Annotated in this window: 13 protein-coding genes; 6 read left to right on the top strand and 7 right to left on the bottom strand. The window is 60.0% G+C overall.

What is annotated here, in order from left to right:
- Positions 1-43 precede the first annotated feature (43 nt).
- Positions 44-1189: a Gfo/Idh/MocA family protein gene (locus GA830_RS08035; RefSeq protein WP_195164519.1), complete on the bottom strand. Its 1146-nt coding sequence runs from the start codon at positions 1187-1189 to the stop codon at positions 44-46.
- A gap of 404 nt (positions 1190-1593) precedes the next feature.
- On the opposite strand from GA830_RS08035, the gene GA830_RS08040 reads away from it, so the two are divergent.
- The 4 genes from GA830_RS08040 to GA830_RS08055 all read left to right on the top strand — a co-directional run bounded on the left by GA830_RS08040 (position 1594) and on the right by GA830_RS08055 (position 6528).
- The gene (locus tag GA830_RS08040) at positions 1594-3354 is read left to right on the top strand and encodes a type I secretion system permease/ATPase (protein ID WP_195164520.1); all 1761 of its coding nucleotides are present in this window, start codon (positions 1594-1596) and stop codon (positions 3352-3354) included.
- Entirely contained in the window at positions 3351-4664 is a 1314-nt protein-coding gene (locus GA830_RS08045) for an HlyD family type I secretion periplasmic adaptor subunit (protein ID WP_258045605.1), read from the top strand. Before GA830_RS08040 ends, GA830_RS08045 begins: the two co-directional genes overlap by 4 nt.
- Positions 4665-4825: 161 nt before the next feature.
- Positions 4826-5979, top strand: a protein-coding gene (locus GA830_RS08050; RefSeq protein ID WP_195164521.1) for an IS3 family transposase whose coding sequence is annotated in 2 segments (ribosomal slippage) — positions 4826-5087 and positions 5087-5979 — 1155 coding nt in all. Because the reading frame shifts where the segments join, the coding sequence is not laid out codon by codon here.
- 87 nt (positions 5980-6066) lie between these two features.
- Entirely contained in the window at positions 6067-6528 is a 462-nt protein-coding gene (locus tag GA830_RS08055; RefSeq protein WP_195164522.1) for a hypothetical protein, read from the top strand.
- Between the two features lie 140 nt (positions 6529-6668).
- Here the strand turns inward: GA830_RS08055 and GA830_RS08060 are convergent, their stop codons facing one another.
- The gene (locus GA830_RS08060) at positions 6669-7376 is read right to left on the bottom strand and encodes an HAD family hydrolase (protein ID WP_195164523.1); all 708 of its coding nucleotides are present in this window, start codon (positions 7374-7376) and stop codon (positions 6669-6671) included.
- 1 nt (position 7377) lies between these two features.
- Positions 7378-9021 carry a glucose-6-phosphate isomerase gene (gene pgi, locus GA830_RS08065; protein ID WP_374939300.1) on the bottom strand — a complete coding sequence of 548 codons (1644 nt, stop codon included), beginning with the start codon at positions 9019-9021 and terminating at the stop codon, positions 7378-7380.
- A gap of 230 nt (positions 9022-9251) precedes the next feature.
- On the opposite strand from pgi, the gene pdxR reads away from it, so the two are divergent.
- Both pdxR and GA830_RS08075 read left to right on the top strand, forming a co-directional pair.
- Positions 9252-10742, top strand: a complete 1491-nt coding sequence (pdxR, locus tag GA830_RS08070; protein WP_195164524.1) for a MocR-like pyridoxine biosynthesis transcription factor PdxR — start codon at positions 9252-9254, stop codon at positions 10740-10742.
- A gap of 176 nt (positions 10743-10918) precedes the next feature.
- Positions 10919-12508: a trimethylamine methyltransferase family protein gene (locus tag GA830_RS08075; RefSeq protein ID WP_195164525.1), complete on the top strand. Its 1590-nt coding sequence runs from the start codon at positions 10919-10921 to the stop codon at positions 12506-12508.
- 184 nt (positions 12509-12692) lie between these two features.
- Here the strand turns inward: GA830_RS08075 and GA830_RS08080 are convergent, their stop codons facing one another.
- The 4 genes from GA830_RS08080 to fdhD all read right to left on the bottom strand — a co-directional run bounded on the left by GA830_RS08080 (position 12693) and on the right by fdhD (position 16288).
- On the bottom strand, positions 12693-13091 hold the full coding sequence (locus GA830_RS08080) for a hypothetical protein (RefSeq protein ID WP_195164526.1): 399 nt from the start codon (positions 13089-13091) through the stop codon (positions 12693-12695).
- A gap of 52 nt (positions 13092-13143) precedes the next feature.
- Positions 13144-14949, bottom strand: a complete 1806-nt coding sequence (locus GA830_RS08085) for an IlvD/Edd family dehydratase (RefSeq protein ID WP_195164527.1) — start codon at positions 14947-14949, stop codon at positions 13144-13146.
- 174 nt (positions 14950-15123) lie between these two features.
- Positions 15124-15477 (bottom strand): formate dehydrogenase subunit delta, encoded by a 354-nt coding sequence (locus tag GA830_RS08090; RefSeq protein WP_195164528.1) that lies wholly within the window; start codon positions 15475-15477, stop codon positions 15124-15126.
- Entirely contained in the window at positions 15467-16288 is an 822-nt protein-coding gene (gene fdhD, locus GA830_RS08095) for a formate dehydrogenase accessory sulfurtransferase FdhD (RefSeq protein ID WP_195164846.1), read from the bottom strand. The genes GA830_RS08090 and fdhD overlap by 11 nt, the downstream gene beginning before the upstream one ends.
- Positions 16289-16336 lie beyond the last annotated feature (48 nt).

Below are 16336 nucleotides of genomic sequence, written 5' to 3' on the forward strand. Positions count from 1 at the left end.
TCGCCGGTCAGGTGAGGCCACCTGAGGCAAGCCGCTCCAGCGGTTACGGCATGGTGTCGAAAGTGTTCCGGACCTCATGATCGCGCAACCCGGCATGGAGGGCGAGCGCTACTTCCGTCAGGTGAAGCGCGGTGCGCCCGGAAAAGAAAGGCTTCGTGCCGGTCGCGATGGCCTCCGCCTGAGCCTTTATGCCGCGCGCGAAATCGATTTGCGAAGGATAGGATGGGAGCGCTGCGGCGCGCGTCTGGCGCGCATAAGCCACCCGCTTTCCGCCGTGCAGACGAAATGGCAGTGCGCGACCGAGTCGGTTCTCGATCTTGCTCGCAACCTTCTGTGCCAAGGTTCGTTCGTCATTGGCGGCGAGATTGAGAGGTGAGCGGTTATCCCACAGGTCCCGTATCACCAGGGTTCCCGTTTCACCGAGTATAGTCATGGAGCGGTCACGCGGGGCCGCGAGCCCGCAGGTCAGCCGTGCCACAACGCCGGAGCGAAAGGTGAGGCAGCCGACCGAAAAGTCCGGCGCCATCTGCAAATGCTCGGTACCGGGCCCCTTGTCCGGAAATGTCAGCGCTGAGAATGCCGAAACCCGCTCGACCGGACCGAACAGGCCAATGAGCCAGCTCAGGGCATAGCCCGCGTGCTCTAGGCTGCAACCGACTTCGAATTCGTGAAGACCTGGCCAAGGCGCCCCCGACCGGCTGTGCCACTCGGACCAGTTGGCCCGGAAGACTGGGCCGTCTTCCATTTCCGCATAGACCAGCCGGGGCCGCCCGATGCGCCCCATCTCCATCTGCTCACGGGCCAGATGGAAGGCGTCGCTGAGCGCGTTTGCCGGTGCTCCGCAGACGGAAAGGCCCTTTTCCTCTGCGAGCGAAACCAGCGTCTCGGCATCCTCGACCGTCATGGCCAATGGCTTCTCGCAATAGACGTGCTTTCCCGCCTCCAGAGCGCGCCGATTGATCGGAAAATGGCTTTCCGGTGTGGTCAGGTTGACGATGATGTCCACATTGTCAGACAGCACCTCCTCAAGGCTGCCGCGTTCGCGCACACTGTAGAAGTCGCAGAATTTCCGCAGCCGGCTCCCGTCCTGATCCCAAGCGCCAACCAGATCGAGTTCTGGATGGTTGGCCAACGTCGTCATGTAGTAATCGGCGACAAAGCCGGTGCCAATGAACGCAATTTTCGCCATAGTGAGCCGGTCCTACCTAGGAGAGATCGTGATTGATTTCATGTAGAAATTAAACACATTAAGATGTTGTGAACCTGAATTTCCGGAACGAATTTTGCTTGACCAAGGGAAGCATAGCTGACAATAACCTGAGTATCGGATTCGTTCATTCCAAGTATGTCGGGGAGATTCGACTAGCGGCTGTCAAAGTCGGACTGGAATGGGCAGCTTGTCCTCCTAGCGACCGTTCGGGGCTGCGCTGTTCCGCCTCTTGCACCTGCGAGATTGGGCTCGCGGACGATGGCGGAAGGCTTGTTCGGGTGCGGGATGTGGACGATGCCCATTTTACCAGGTCGAACCGGTGGCGTTGAAGATTCAGTCAGTGAACTGGTGGGCAATGGGCAGGGGGGAGCAGTTTGCGCAGCATGATGCACCGGGCAGTCGTTGACATTGGCGTGTTTTCGTTCGTGCTCAACCTGCTGCTGCTCACCATGCCGCTCTACCTACTTCAAGTGTATGATCGTGTGCTGCCCTCGGCGAGCCTGGAAACACTCGTTTATCTTTCACTGATTGCCGTCGGATCTCTTTGCTTTCTCGGTTTGATGGAGATCATTCGCTCGCTCTATGCGCTGCGCGTCGCTGCAAGCATCGATTGTGCGCTCGGCGAAGGTGTCTTCCTAGCTTTGCTTGGCAGCGAACGTGCTTCAGGCGGCGACATTCAACCGCTTCGGGATCTCGCCACGGTTCGCGGATTCATCGGTTCGAGAGGGCTGACCACGCTCTTCGACCTGCCTTTTGCCCCGCTATTCGTGGTTCTGTTGTTTTTTGTCCATCCTCTGCTCTTCTGGGTGACCCTAGCGGGGGCCGGCGTTCTCATCCTCATCATGGTGGCCAATCAAGTTGCCACCGCAAAATCGGGTCGCGAATGGATGGCATTGTCCTCCGCAGCAAATGCACTCGCGCAGGCCTTCGCCCGCAACGCTGACAGTGTGCGAGCGCTGGGAATGCGCTCGAACACGGTGGAACACTGGGGCAGGAGGTTTGCCTATGGCCTTAGGGTTCAGGCCCGTTCTGCATCAATCAACGCGGCATTTGGAGGAGTATCGCGGGTCGTTCGCATGCTTCTGCAACTGGCAATTCTTGGCGTGGGCGCGCTTCTGGTCCTGCGAGGCGAGATGACGGCCGGAATGATCTTCGCTTCGTCCATCATCTCCGGACGGGCGCTGCAGCCGCTCGATCAACTGATAGGGGGATGGCAGCAAACCAGCGATGCCCGCCACGCCTGGCGCAGAATCAGGCAATTGGTCGCGCCGGCGGGACAGGAGCCGGCAGCCAGAACGCAATTGCCGATGCCGCAAGGCGCCATCTCGGTTCACAATCTCGTCTACAGCGCACAGGCCGCCCAGCCAGGCAGCGACGCGATCCTGAAACGGCTCAACTTCTCCATCAAGTCGGGCGAATCCGTCGCTTTGATCGGTCCAAGCCGGGCCGGCAAGAGCAGCCTGGCGCGGCTGCTCGTTGGAGCGGCTTTGCCAACGCATGGATCTGTCCGGATTGACGATGCCGATATCCGGACCTGGGATGCCGAGCAACTGGGGCGCCATATCGGCTATCTTGCGCAGGATGTTCAGCTCTTTCCCGGGACCATTGCAGAAAACATCAGCCGGTTCGCGGTCGCTCCCGATGATGCGGGCATCATCACTGCGGCCCAGCGCGCCCATGCTCACGCATTGATCCTGTCTCAACGGGAGGGCTATCAGACGCAAATCGATCCGTCCGGTGCGACGCTGTCGGGCGGGGAGCGACAGCGCATCGGTTTGGCACGCGCCTTCTATGGTTCGCCGCAGTTGCTGGTTCTCGACGAGCCCAATGCTAATCTGGACAATGATGGCGAGGCAGCGCTCGCAACAGCGTTGGAAGAGGCAAGACAGGGCGGAACCACGGTGGTGATTGTTACGCACCGAATGCCGATCGCCGCCAAATGCGATCGGGTGATGCTGCTGCGCGCAGGGACGATCGAAGCGCTTGGTCCGAGCGAGGAGGTTCTGCGCAATCTGGCGGCGCACCGCAATGCGCCGGACAAGGCTGCGCAGGCGACCTCCCTTGCCACCATCAATCTCGCAAACGGCATCACCGGCCAGTACCGAACCCAGTTGCGCACGCCGGGAAGCGGGGGCGCGTTGTGAGTGCGACCGACACCCATTGGCAGGACATGGTGTCCAGCAGTGCGAAGCGCCCGCGTTTGGCCGGATATCTCGCCATCATCGGCTTTGTCGCGGGCTTTGGCTATTGGGCGGCAACAGTGCCATTGTCGGGCGCTGCCCTCGCGCCGGGGATCATCGCCGCTGCCGGCAGAAATGTTCAGGTACAGCATCTTGAAGGGGGCATTGTCGCAGAGATCCATGTGACGGAGGGGAGCCGAGTTTCCTCGGGGCAGAGCATGCTCGTTCTCGATCCGACCCAGGCCAAGACGCAGCTCAACCGCCTCCTGCAGAAATGGGTTTCCTTCCAGGCAATGATCGCCCGGCTGGTGGCGGAGCGCGACGCGCTGGACACGCTTCCGCAGATACCCGCGTCACCTTTTGCGTTCGAGATCGATGGGGCGATTCTGGAGGATCAGCGGAAGGAGTTTTTCGCGCGTCTCGAGCGTTATCAAGCGGAACGGGCGATCCTCAATCTGCGTGTCACGACGCTTGAGGAAGCCCGGAGAGGGCTCGATGCACAACAAGTCTCGGTTGAAGAACAGCTCGCCATCGTCGCCGACGAACTGGCGCGCAAGAAATCCCTTGTCGAAAAGGGTCTCACCAATCGTTTCGAGTACACGCAGATGCTCCGCAACCAGGCCGATCTCATCGGCCAGAAGGGCATCACCGCCTCCGAGATTGCGTCTAGCGACACCCAGCGACTGGAAGCGGTCGAGCAGCTCGCGCGTCTTGCGACTAAGAGGGTGGAGGATGCCGTCTCACGGCTGAATGAGATACGTGCGTCACTGGTTGACGTTGAAGAGCAGATGTTTGCGGCACATGACATACTTCAGAGAACCGTAGTCCGTGCGCCTGTCGATGGAATTGTGGTTACGTCGCTCTACAATTCGGTTGGCAGCGTCATCGCTCCAGCGGAAAAGGTGATCGAACTCCTGCCTACAACCCGGAAACTGATTATTGACGCACGGTTGCGGCCGCAAGATGTGGACAGTGTTAAAGTGGGACAGTCGGCGAGGTTGCGCTTGTCCGCCCTTAATATGCGCCTCACTCCCGAAATATCAGGAGAAGTCGCGCTGGTATCTGCAGATCGTTTGGTCGATGAAGTAACTCAGGAGCCCTACTATCAGGCCCGGGTGGAGATCGCAGATCAGTTGCCACCACCGGTCACGAAAGACCGCCTATACCCGGGAATGCCGGTTGAGGCATTCATCAACACAGGCGAGCGAACCTTCTTCGCCTATCTGGCACGCCCCATACTGGATTCATTCAACAGGGCATTCATTGAAGAATAGAATTTCTTCGGTTTGATCGTCGGCCGCCAATTCCTCGCCGGACCCAACTGAACCGCGCCGAGTTTGCCGGAGGCTCCAGCTTCTTAGAAAGTGGAGCCATGGACTTGCCCGGGAAAAATGGAGGGACTTTCTGCTAACGCTAAGCGCTACAGGAGGACCCGATGGTCAAACAGGTACAACGGACATTTACGGACGATTTCAAGAAGGAAGCGGTTCGGCTGACGGAAACGAGTGGTCGCACGGTTGCTAAGGTTGCTGATGATTTGGGGATAGGATTGTCGAGCCTTACACGCTGGAAACGCATGTATCGGGAGGCCGATCTGTTATCCGGTCCGCATGAGGATACGGCCAAGGAAATCGCGCGGTTGCGCAAGGAGAACGAGATCCTGCGTCAAGAGCGCGAGATCCTGAAACGGGCCGCAACTTTTTTCGCCAAGGAGGGAAGTCGATGAGGTTCAAGCTCATTGATGAGGCGAAGAAGGAATTCCCCATGCATCGCCTGTGTAATATTCTTGGTGTCAGTGAGAGCGGGTATTTTGCCTGGAAGGAGCGTCCCGCCAGTCGCCGTCAAAACGAGGATCTGATCCTGCTTGCGCATATCCGCTCACAGTTCTCGACATCGCACGAGACTTACGGTGCACCGCGTATGCATGTTGAGCTCATGGAAGACGGCCTTGATGTTGGCCGCCACCGCGTCGCCCGACTGATGCGCGACAACGGTCTGAAGGCCCTGCAGAAGCGCCGCTACAAGAAAACCACTGACAGTGGCCACGGCAGCCCGGTCGCTCCCAATGTGCTGGACCAGGACTTCACATGCGAAGGGACCGATCAGAAACGGGGTGTCGATATCAGCTACATCTGGACCGCCGAGGGCTGGCTCTATTTGGCCATCGTGCTTGATCTATACTCCCGGCGCATCGTCGGCTGGGCGACGAGCGACCGGCTGAAGAAAGGCCTGGCGCTGAACGCCCTGCGACGAGCAATTGCGCTACGCCAGCCAATGCCTGGGCTGATCCATCATTCGGACCGCGGCGGTCAATATTGTTCGCACGACTACCTGAAGCTGCTGAAGGCCCACGGCATGACCGCCTCGATGAGCGGCAATGGAAATTGTTACGACAATGCCATGGTCGAGACCGTGTTCAAGACGATCAAAAGCGAAATGGTCTGGAGAACGATCTTCCAGACCCGTGCAGCCGCAGAATTGGCCCTTGGCCGATACATCGATGGCTTCTACAATCCACGCCGGCGACACTCCGCATTGACATATAAATCGCCGGTATCATTCGAGGCCATGATGGCCGTTACAGAGTGAAAGCCTCTCCACAAAATGCTGGCAAGTCCAAGTCGAGAGACCGTTCGGAAGTGGCTGGCCGGTGAAGCTCGTCCGCGTCACAAGAAGATGACGGCATTAGCGAAGATCGTTCAGGCAGACGAGGCTTGGTTGGCACTTGGCAAGACCCCGGATACATCCGGTATAGAGCCTGAGGAACGTGTGCGAAACCTCGACGGTGCTGTCTACTACGTCGCGGGTCTGATGGGGCTCTACGGCGCTTCGGTTGCCTTCGCTAACCCAAGCGACAAGAAGATGAGCCACCACGACTTCTTCATTGCACTCGCTAAAGATTCGAATGGTGCGCGCTTCGTAATCCTGACAGGGTTCGAGAGCGTGACCGTTATAGGTGTCCTGCAACGGTCCGATCTCCAGTTCGATCTCTTCCGTCTGACGACGGCTGCAATCGGCAAGTACGGCTCCCGAAAGGGTGGCTTTGTGGAACTCACGTCCATTGATCATGGCAGCATTCTTAAAGCGAAAACGGAAGACTGCCCTAAACTTGAGACGTTCCGGGACTTCCTGATTTGAGGCGGGACAGATTGGGCAGCGAGGACCCCTCACGGGGACTGCAGTAACTATTGCGGTAACTAACATTCTTAATTGAGGGAAATTGAAGTAATAACAGGCTGTTAAGAAGAAGAAATGAGTCACCTAAGCGGCAGCCGCCCCTACTTCCTTCCCGCCAAAAACTCCGGCAGTTCTGCCACCGAGCCCAAGATCACGTCGGCTGAGGCCAGCGTCTCGGCTGTGCCGGTGCCTGAGAGGACGCCGATGGCGAGGCCGGCGCCGCCGGCGCGGGCCATGTCGAGGTCGTGGCGGTTGTCGCCCACCATGGCGAGTTCGGCGGGTTTCAGGCCGGTGAGGTCGCAAAAGGCGTAGATGGCGTCGGGTGCCGGTTTCGGGTTGGCGACCGCATCATAGCCATAGGCGGCGACAAACATCTGGGCGATGCCGAGCGCCAGCAGCGTCTTTTCCGCACCGCCGGTGGAATCATTGGTGGCGACGCCGAGCTTCAGCCCGCTGGCGTGGAGCGTGGCAACCGCCTCACGCGCGCCGAGCAGGGGGACGGCCTGCAACGCTCCCTCGGTGGCAGAAATCGTATCGAAAAGCGTCACCAGCTCGCGTCGTTCCACATCGGTTGCCTGGGGATACCAAAGCGCCACAATGTCGGCATTGGTGCCGGCCGCAAACACCGAGTCGGCGCGGAAGCGATTATGGGCAAAATCATAGCCTGCTTCTTCCATCAGAAGGTTGGCGCGGGTGCGGTCCTGGTCGGCGGCCTTGTGTGCCATGCGCGTGCCGATAGCGAACCAAGTCGCCTGAAAATCGACCAGCGTGCCGTCCTTGTCAAACAGAATGCCTTTGATTTTAGCCATCTCAGTACGCGCCTCTCAAATGATGGATGTGCCGCACCAGCCCGGCTGTGGAGGCATCGTTCGTGTCCGGGTTCTGCTTGCCTTCAACCACCGGCAGCAGGTTTGTGGCCAGCTCCTTGCCCAGTTCCACGCCCCATTGGTCAAAGGCGTTGATGCCAAACAGCTGCGCCTCGACAAACACCCGATGTTCGTAGAGCGCAATCAGCCGGCCAAGCGTTTTCGGGTCGAGCAGCCGATAGAGCAGGGTCACCGATGGACGATTGCCGGGAAAGACACGGTGCGGCGCGATGGTGTCAATGTCGCTTTGGCTCATGCCAGAAGCCTTCATCTGTGCCTGTGCCTCTTCCAGCGTGCGCCCCTTCATCAGCGCTTCCGATTGCGCCAGGCAGTTAGCCAGAAGCAGATCGTGATGATGCTGAAGCTCTGGCTCATGGCCTTTCGCCGCTGCCAGAAATTCCACCGGGATCACATCGGTGCCCTGATGCAGAAGCTGGAAAAATGCGTGCTGGCCATTGGTGCCGGGCTCGCCCCACACCAGTGGTCCGGTAGGCGTCGTGACTGACGTGCCGTCCAGCGTCACCCGCTTGCCGTTCGATTCCATGTCGAGCTGTTGCAGATAGGCCGGCAGCCGCGAAAGCCGCTGCTCATAGGGAATGACAGCACGCGCCGGATAGCCGCAGACCACGCGGTGGAAATAGCCGATCAGCCCCATCACAACCGGGATGTTCTCCAGCATCGGCGCACTGGCAAAATGCGTATCCATCTCATGTGCACCCGCCAGAAAGCGTTTGAAGTTTTCCGGTCCGATGGCGATCATGATCGGCAACCCGATGGCGCCCCAGAGGGAATAGCGGCCGCCGACCCAATCCCAGAAACCGAACACGCGATCAGGCGCAATGCCGAACTTTTGCACCTTCTCAAGGGCGGTCGAGACCGCGCAGAAGTGGTGGGTCACTGCGTCAGGCCCAAGTGCCGCTTCCACCCAGCGCCGCGCGCTCTCGGCATTGGTCATCGTCTCCACGGTGGTGAAGGTTTTTGAGGCAATGATGAAAAGCGTCGTGTCAGGCGTCAGCGCGCAAAGCGTGTCGTGGATATGCGCGCCGTCGACATTGGAAACGTAATGCGCGCGCGGCCCGTCATGATAGGGCGCCAGCGCCAGCGTTGCCATGGCCGGGCCAAGATCGGAGCCACCAATACCGATATTGACAATGTCGGTGATTTTCGCGCCGGTAGCACCCGTCATACTGCCGCTGCGTACGGCACCGGCAAATTTTGCCATCGCCGCCAGCACAGAGTGGACGTCGCGGGTCACGTCCTCGCCGTCCAGCATCACGGGGGTGCCCTCCGGTGCCCTCAGTGCCGTGTGCAGCACCGCGCGCTTTTCAGTGGCGTTGATCTTCTCGCCCGAAAACATGGCGTCGCGGCGCTGTTTCAAGCCCGCGGCTTCTGCAAGCCCCGCAAGCCCGGTCATGGTATCGGAATCCACCGCACATTTCGACCAGTCGAAGAGCAAGTCACCGAGCGACAGCGAAAAAGCGTCGAAGCGCTGCGGATCATCGGCAAAGGCATCACGCATATCCATGCCGGTGCCGGCATGTGCTTTCAGCGCGGCGATCCGCGCGGCCATCCCGCTATGTCCAGCCATGCAGAAACTTCCTCTCAAATCCCAGTGCTATCAGACCGCTTCCGCTTGTTTAATGACAGCGCAGGCCAACCGCAAATGCCGATTGCATCGGTTGCTGCTCAATGGTCCAAGCCGGATGGTTCACTGGCATAAATCCTTTCGATTAGAAAAATTCATTGGTGCAATCCTTTGGACCAGGAATACTAATCAATGTGCCAGCTGCCGCAGCGGGACGGAGGGGATTGAAGCGTATGCCACAGAGAAACGATACTGCCATCTGGTCGGGCCTGTTCAGGATTTCGGCCGATTCCGGCCAAACCCTGCAAGCGCAGATACGGCAGGCCATTGTCGCCGCCATCCTCGACCGGCAGATCGCCGCGTCGATGCCGCTGCCTTCATGCCGCATTCTGGCTGAAAAGCTCGGCGTGGCGCGTGGCACCGTGGTGCTGGCGTTCCAGCAACTGGTCGACCAAGGCTTTTTGATCGCGCGCGAACGTCGCGGCCACTTCGTCAACCCTGAAGTACTGGCAACGCCAGCCAAGCCGGCGCAGAAGCCGGCCGACAACAGTGACCAGATCGACTGGAAATCGCGCCGCCGTATCAATGCATCCGATATGCCGCGCCCGCTGAAGCAGGAAAACTGGATCAAGTCTTCCTACCCGTTCGTTTATGGCCAGTTCGATCCGGGTCTGTTCCCGACGGCTGAGTGGCGTGAATGCAACCGCATGGCGCTGGCCGTGCTCGAAATCCGCAATTGGGCTGCGGACATGGTGGACCGCGATGATCCGTTGCTGATCGAGCAGATCCAGGCGCGTCTGTTGCCGCGTCGGGGCATTTTTGCCAATCCCGATGAGATCATCGTCACGCTGGGCGCCCAGAACGCGCTCTACATGCTGGCCACGCTGTTGATGAGCAAGGGCTCGAAAGTGGCGATGGAAGATCCCGGTTATCCGGATGCGCGCTCGATCTTCCGGCTGGCCGGCGCCGAGATCTGCCCGACCCCGGTCGATGAGCAGGGTATTGTCACCGACAAGATCCCCTCCGATGCGGGCTTTGCCTTCGTGACGCCCAGCCATCATTGCCCGACAATGGTGCCACTCAGCGCCGAACGCCGTCGCGACTTGCTGGCGCGTGCAATCCGCAACAACCAGATCATCATCGAAGATGGTTATGACAGCCAGTTGCTCGACGAAGCGCCGCAACAGGCGCTCAAGAGCCTCGATCGCTCGGGCCGCGTCATCTATGTCGGCTCCATGTCGAAGACGTTGGCACCGGGCCTGCGGATTGGCTATATCGTGGCCTCTGCGGATTTGATCGCCGAGCTCCGCGCCTTGCGCCGTTTCATGCTGCGTCATCCGCCTGCAAACAACCAGCGCGCGGTGGCTCTGTTCCTCTCGCTCGGTCACCATGAGGCGCTGGTGCGCCGCATGTCGGCGGCCTTCGACGAACGCCGCAAAAGGCTGATCCATGCCATTTCAGCCTTCCTGCCAGAATGGCAGTCGACCGATTCCGCGGGCGGTACCTCGCTGTGGCTCGAGGGCCCGCGCGGCACCGACGCCCGCTCGTTGGCAGAAGCCGCCGCCTCAAGAAGCGTGATCATCGAGCCGGGTGATCGGTTCTTTGATGTGGAAAAGCCTTCGCCCTTCATGCGGCTTGGCATCTCCTCGATCGCGCTGCAGCACATTGAGCCCGGCATTCGGGAACTTGCGACCGCCGCCGGAAGGCGTCCTGCAGCCGCATAGCGCTGGCCCAATCAGCCACTTCTCCATGCAAAAAAACTGGTCCATCTGACTGAAACGGGTGGACCAAACAATGAGGCCAACTCGGCGGCATAGTCTCACGAATTGGGGCACGCGGAGCAGCAGCCGGGAGCAAAAATCCGGCGCAGAACCGCTTACATGGGAAGCGGATCTGGCTGATGTCGGTCGTAGTGGAACAATCAGAAGTCGTTATAGACAAGGCCTCGCGTCGATCAGGAGGACGGGATGCGCGCCGCGCCATGCGCGCTGCACCGCTGGCTGATGACGTCCGCCCCATTCGTCCTGGCATGTCCGGTGGCAGGTACAAGGCATTGGGCCAGAGCGATCTGGAGCGCATCCACGAGGCGGTGCTCACGCTGCTTGAAACCGTAGGTTTTGCCAATGCTATCCCGAGCTGCATCGAGGCGCTGACACGCGTTGGCGCGATTTACAGCGAAGATGGCCGCATTCGGTTCCCGCGCGAACTGGTGATGTCCACGGTCAGGAACGCAGCGCGGAACTTTACCTTGCACGGCCAGGACCCCAAACACGACATGCTGGTGCAGGGAACCCGCGTCCACTATGGAACGGCGGGTGCGGCGGTTCATGTCGTCGATGTCGAAAAACGCGAATACCGCGAATCCCTGCTGCAGGATATTTATGATGCTGCACGGCTGGTCGAAGGGCTCGACAACATCCACTTCTTCCAGCGACCGATGGTACCCCGTGATGTGCCTGACCCGCTCGAGATGGATTTCAACACGCTCTACGCCTGTGTGATGGGGACCACCAAACATGTAGGCACCTCATTCACGGTAGCTGAGAACGTCGCTCCGGCACTGGAGATGCTTTATGCGATTGCAGGCGGCGAGGAGAATTTCCGCGCCCGGCCTTTCGTATCCAACTCCAACTGCTTTGTCGTGCCGCCCATGAAGTTTGCCGAGGACGCTTGTGGCGTGCTTGAGGCTTGTGTCGAGGGGGGCATTCCCATTCTGCTGCTTTCGGCAGGACAGGCAGGGGCAACCGCGCCTGCCGCCATTGCCGGCGCCGTGGTGCAGGCTACCGCCGAGGTGTTGGCAGGTCTGGTCTATGTCAATGCGCTGAAACCCGGCCATCCCGCGATATTCGGCACCTGGCCCTTCGTCTCCGATCTCAGGACAGGTGCCATGTCGGGCGGGTCTGCCGAGCAGGCACTCCTCAGTTCCGCCTGCGCCCAGATGGCCCAGTTCTACGACCTGCCGGGTGGCTCGGCCGCCGGCATGGCCGATTCCAAACTGCCCGACATCCAGTCCGGCTACGAAAAGGGTATCACCAATGTCATGGCCGGCCTGTCGGGCCTCAATCTGGTCTATGAATCAGCCGGCATGCATGCCTCGCTGCTGGGCTTCTGCCTCGAAAGCCTGATCATCGACAATGACATGCTGGGCCAGTGCCTGCGCTGCGTGCGCGGCATCGAGGTGACCGATGCAGCTCTGTCCATCGATACCATCGCCGATGTATGCATGAACGGACCCGGTCATTATCTCGGCAACGAACAGACGCTGAGGCTGATGCAGACCGAATATTTTTACCCGGCAGTCGCCGATCGCTACAGCCCCAAAGAATGGGGCGAAAGAGGAAAGCCTGACCTTTTGGGCAAGGCCATCGAGGAAAAGCGCAAAGTGCTCGCCAGCCGTTTTCCCCGCCACGTCCCGCGCGAAATCGATGACGCGCTGAGACACAAGTTTGGCGACCTGATCAAACTGCCGCGCAGCGGCATGGGCGGATAGCTCAAGCGTAACCGAGGCGGACAAACCCCCTCTCCGTCTCGCTGCGCTCGACACCTCTCCCCACTTTCGTGGGGCGAGGAAAAGGCCAATCGCCAGCGCTGTTTCCTCGCCCCCACGGGAGTGGGGGAGAGGTGCCGAGCGTAAGCGAGGCGGAGAGGGGGTATCCTGACGGTCCGCCCTCTCGCTACTCCGCGCTCAGTCCATACTGCTCGACCACATCGGGATGAACCAGCTTGGCATGAATGGCCAGCAGCACCAGTTGCGCATCAAGGCTGTCTTGCGCGTCGAGCGCGGCGGCGACCCGCGCCTCCACGTCTGCCAGCCTTTCCTCGCCGTTGGCCCCCGCGAAGGCATCAGGCCCGATTGCGCAGTAGGCAAACAGGCCGGCCAGCGGCAGGTAGCTGGCTTCCGCTGGCTTGTCTCCCAGATGGTCCTTCATCAGATTGACGATGGTGAGCTTGACGCCTTCCGGCACCAACGCGGGATGCAGGTCGACAGCGCGCAGGGCGCTGTCGAGGGATTGCAGATCCTCCGACCGACCGAACCGGCCAAGAAACCCCAGTGATGATCGCCGTCTTGCCATGCCATTCCCGTTTGTCTGCATCCAATAAACGGTTTCGGGGCTATGGCAAAGGTCAGTGATTGTCGCGTGGAATGCCCTTGGTCTGTGCGACGCGCTGATATTTGACCGCCGGCTCCAGCACCATGCCCTCGGCCAGTTGCCCAACCATACCGCGCTGGATTTCCTGCCACGGCGTCTGGTGCTCGGCATAGGCAAAGCCGCCATTCCTGGCCAGCGTTTCGCGGCGCTCGGCCAGTTCCTCGTCAGAGATCAGGATGTCGGCCGAACCCTTTTTCAGGTCGATGCGCACACGGTCGCCAGTGCGCAGCAAGGCCAGTCCTCCGCCCACCGCAGCCTCAGGTGAAGCGTTGAGGATCGACGGCGAACCAGACGTGCCGGACTGGCGGCCATCACCAATGCAGGGCAGGGCATGGATGCCGCGCTTGATCAGCGCTGCCGGCGGCTGCATGTTCACAACTTCCGCGCCGCCTGGATAACCAACCGGCCCGGTGCCGCGGATGAACAGGATCGTATGCTCATCAATGCCAAGCGCCGGGTCTTCGATGCGTGCGTGGTAATCTTCCGGCCCTTCAAACACCATGGCGGACCCCTCGAAAGCTTCCGGGTCTGCGGGGTTCGACAGATAGCGGCTGCGGAAGTCCGGCGAGATGACGCTGGTCTTCATGATGGCGCTGTCGAACAGATTGCCCCTCAGATTGAGGAAGCCTGCATGTTCTTTCAACGGTGCTGAGACAGGCAGGATGACTTGCGGATTGAGGTTCTCGACCTTGGCGCAGTTTTCGCCAATCGACCTGCCATTGACGGTTGCCGCATTCGGATGCGGCAACAGGTTCTCTTTCATCAATTCGGCAACCACCGCCGGCACACCGCCAGCATGATGATAATCTTCACCAAGATATTCGCCCGCTGGCTGAAGGTTGACCAGAAGCGGCACATGATGGCCGATCTTCTGCCAGTCATCATTGTCCAGAGGCACACCAAGATGGCGCGCAATCGCGTTGAGATGGATGGGCGCATTGGTCGAGCCGCCTATGGCGGAGTTGACGACAATCGCGTTTTCAAACGCCTCGCGCGTCATGATGTCGGATGGCTTGAGGTCTTCATGCACCATGCCGACGATGCGCTTGCCAGTCTCGTAGGAAATCTGCCCGCGCTCGCGGTACGGGGCGGGAATGGCGGCAGAGCCCGGCAACTGCATGCCGAGCGCCTCAGCCAGCGAGTTCATCGTCGTGGCAGTGCCCATCGTGTTGCAATAACCGACCGATGGAGCCGAGGAGGCCACAATATCCATGAATTCATCATAGGTAATTTCGCCGGCAGACAGCCGTTCGCGTGATTTCCACACGATGGTGCCCGAACCGGTGCGCTCGCCACGGTGCCAGCCATTCAGCATGGGGCCGACAGACAGAGCAATGGCCGGAATGTTGACGGTGGCAGCCGCCATCAGCATGGCCGGTGTGGTCTTGTCGCAGCCAATGGTCAGCACCACGCCATCAAGCGGGTAGCCGTAGAGAACTTCGACAAGGCTGAGATAGGCAAGGTTGCGATCAAGTGCGGCCGTTGGGCGCTTGCCTGTTTCCTGGATCGGATGGCAGGGAAACTCGAATGCCACGCCGCCTGCGGCCTCGATGCCCGAACGCACACGCTTGGCCAGTTCGATATGGTGCCGGTTGCAGGGAGAAAGATCAGAGCCCGTCTGCGCGATGCCGATCAGCGGCTTGCCCGATTGCAACTCATCGCGTGTCAGCCCGAAATTCAGATAGCGCTCAAGGTACAGCGCGGTCATGCCGGGATTATGCGGGTTGTCGAACCACTCCTGCGAGCGAAATCTTTTTTTAGTTGAGCCTGCGTCGGCCATGATCTTCTCCGTATTTGTAGGACAAATGGATATGGCAACGCGCTATGGCAGGCAAGGTGTCAGAGAGGGCATTTTTTTCACGCCACAGGATTTCACAAGCGGAGCCGGGGTAACCGGCTCAACCAAGGTCATATCGTCGCAAATGAGGTCTATAGACGGCGTATGAGACTGCGATCAACCCTGCGTCGCGGCAATCTCGGCCTTGGCCTCGCCGGCAGCGGTGCCTTTGCCGCCGGGTGCACCGGCATTGGCTTCATCACCGCCGCCCACACCGCCCTGCTCAGGCGCGTTGGGCGCACGAATGCCGGGCACGGCTTCGATGACGAGCGGCAGAAAACCCTCGCCGCCGGCCTCGATCAGTTCAAAGAACTGGCGGCGCATCCTTGGGTCCCAGAATTTATTGATATGTTCAGCCACGCCCGCAACACCTTGCTCATGCGGCTTGGACAGAAAGAAAGTGGCAATCTGGTTGGCCATGCGCACCAGTTTTTCAGCCGTGCTGGCACGGTGCATCTCATCATGCGACATGTTGCGTCACTCCAGTATCGACCCGGTCAGCACCGGCGAAAATATCAAATTCGTCGCCGCGTACCAGAGCGACAAGCGTCATGCCGCAGGCTTGCGCGGTGCGGATGGCAAGTGCGGTGGGCGCTGAAACCGCGATGATGAAGGCCGCGCCGATGGCGGCTGTCTTCTGCACCATTTCCACCGAAACGCGGCTGGTCACCACCACTGCGCCGCTTGTGCCGGCAACGCCCATTTTATTCAAAGCCCCTGAAAGCTTGTCGAGCGCGTTGTGACGCCCGACATCCTCGCGCACGACAATCACGCCCGCGCCGGGAACATAAAAGCCGGCAGCATGTACTGCACCGGTCTCGGCATGCATGGGCTGCTGGCGCGCAAGCAGCTTTACCGCCTGCACAATATCATCCGCTGAAAGCGTGAGCGACGATCCCTCGACAGGGGCGACATCGCGCATGGCTTCTTCGATGGATTCAATGCCGCAAAGCCCGCAGCCAACAGGCCCGGCAAGCCGGCGTCGCCGTGCCTCGAACCGTGTATTGGCCTGGTCCTTCAGGCGGATCTGGATGTCGATGCCCGCGCCCTGATCCTGCACAATGATGCTCTCCACCTCATCCGCTGCCGCGATGATGCCTTCGGTCAGTGAGAAGCCAAGCGCGAAATCTTCAAAATCTGCCGGCGAGGCCATCATCACCGCATGTGTGGTGCCAGCATAGGAAAACGCCACCGGCGTTTCCTCCGGCACCATGCGCTCAGCGGTAAAGGTCTTGCCCTTGCGCCGGGCAATGCGGCTGGTGGAGGTGAGGGGATACTTCATCAATATTGAGGGCTCCCCCTCTCCGCCTCGCTACGCTCGGCACCTCTC

The sequence above is a fragment of the Mesorhizobium sp. NBSH29 genome, assembly GCF_015500055.1.
Lineage (GTDB): Bacteria > Pseudomonadota > Alphaproteobacteria > Rhizobiales > Rhizobiaceae > Neomesorhizobium.

Excerpts from the sequence above, each read along its gene's own strand:
- pdxR (WP_195164524.1), top strand. The coding sequence starts at position 9,252 with ATGCCACAGAGAAACGATACTGCCATCTGGTCGGGCCTGTTCAGGATT.
- GA830_RS08085 (WP_195164527.1), bottom strand. The coding sequence starts at position 14,949 with ATGGCCGACGCAGGCTCAACTAAAAAAAGATTTCGCTCGCAGGAGTGG.
- pgi (WP_374939300.1), bottom strand. The coding sequence starts at position 9,021 with ATGGCTGGACATAGCGGGATGGCCGCGCGGATCGCCGCGCTGAAAGCA.
- GA830_RS08040 (WP_195164520.1), top strand. The coding sequence starts at position 1,594 with ATGATGCACCGGGCAGTCGTTGACATTGGCGTGTTTTCGTTCGTGCTC.
- GA830_RS08055 (WP_195164522.1), top strand. The coding sequence starts at position 6,067 with ATGACGGCATTAGCGAAGATCGTTCAGGCAGACGAGGCTTGGTTGGCA.
- fdhD (WP_195164846.1), bottom strand. The coding sequence starts at position 16,288 with ATGAAGTATCCCCTCACCTCCACCAGCCGCATTGCCCGGCGCAAGGGC.
- GA830_RS08060 (WP_195164523.1), bottom strand. The coding sequence starts at position 7,376 with ATGGCTAAAATCAAAGGCATTCTGTTTGACAAGGACGGCACGCTGGTC.
- GA830_RS08075 (WP_195164525.1), top strand. The coding sequence starts at position 10,919 with ATGTCGGTCGTAGTGGAACAATCAGAAGTCGTTATAGACAAGGCCTCG.
- GA830_RS08035 (WP_195164519.1), bottom strand. The coding sequence starts at position 1,189 with ATGGCGAAAATTGCGTTCATTGGCACCGGCTTTGTCGCCGATTACTAC.
- GA830_RS08080 (WP_195164526.1), bottom strand. The coding sequence starts at position 13,091 with ATGGCAAGACGGCGATCATCACTGGGGTTTCTTGGCCGGTTCGGTCGG.
- GA830_RS08090 (WP_195164528.1), bottom strand. The coding sequence starts at position 15,477 with ATGTCGCATGATGAGATGCACCGTGCCAGCACGGCTGAAAAACTGGTG.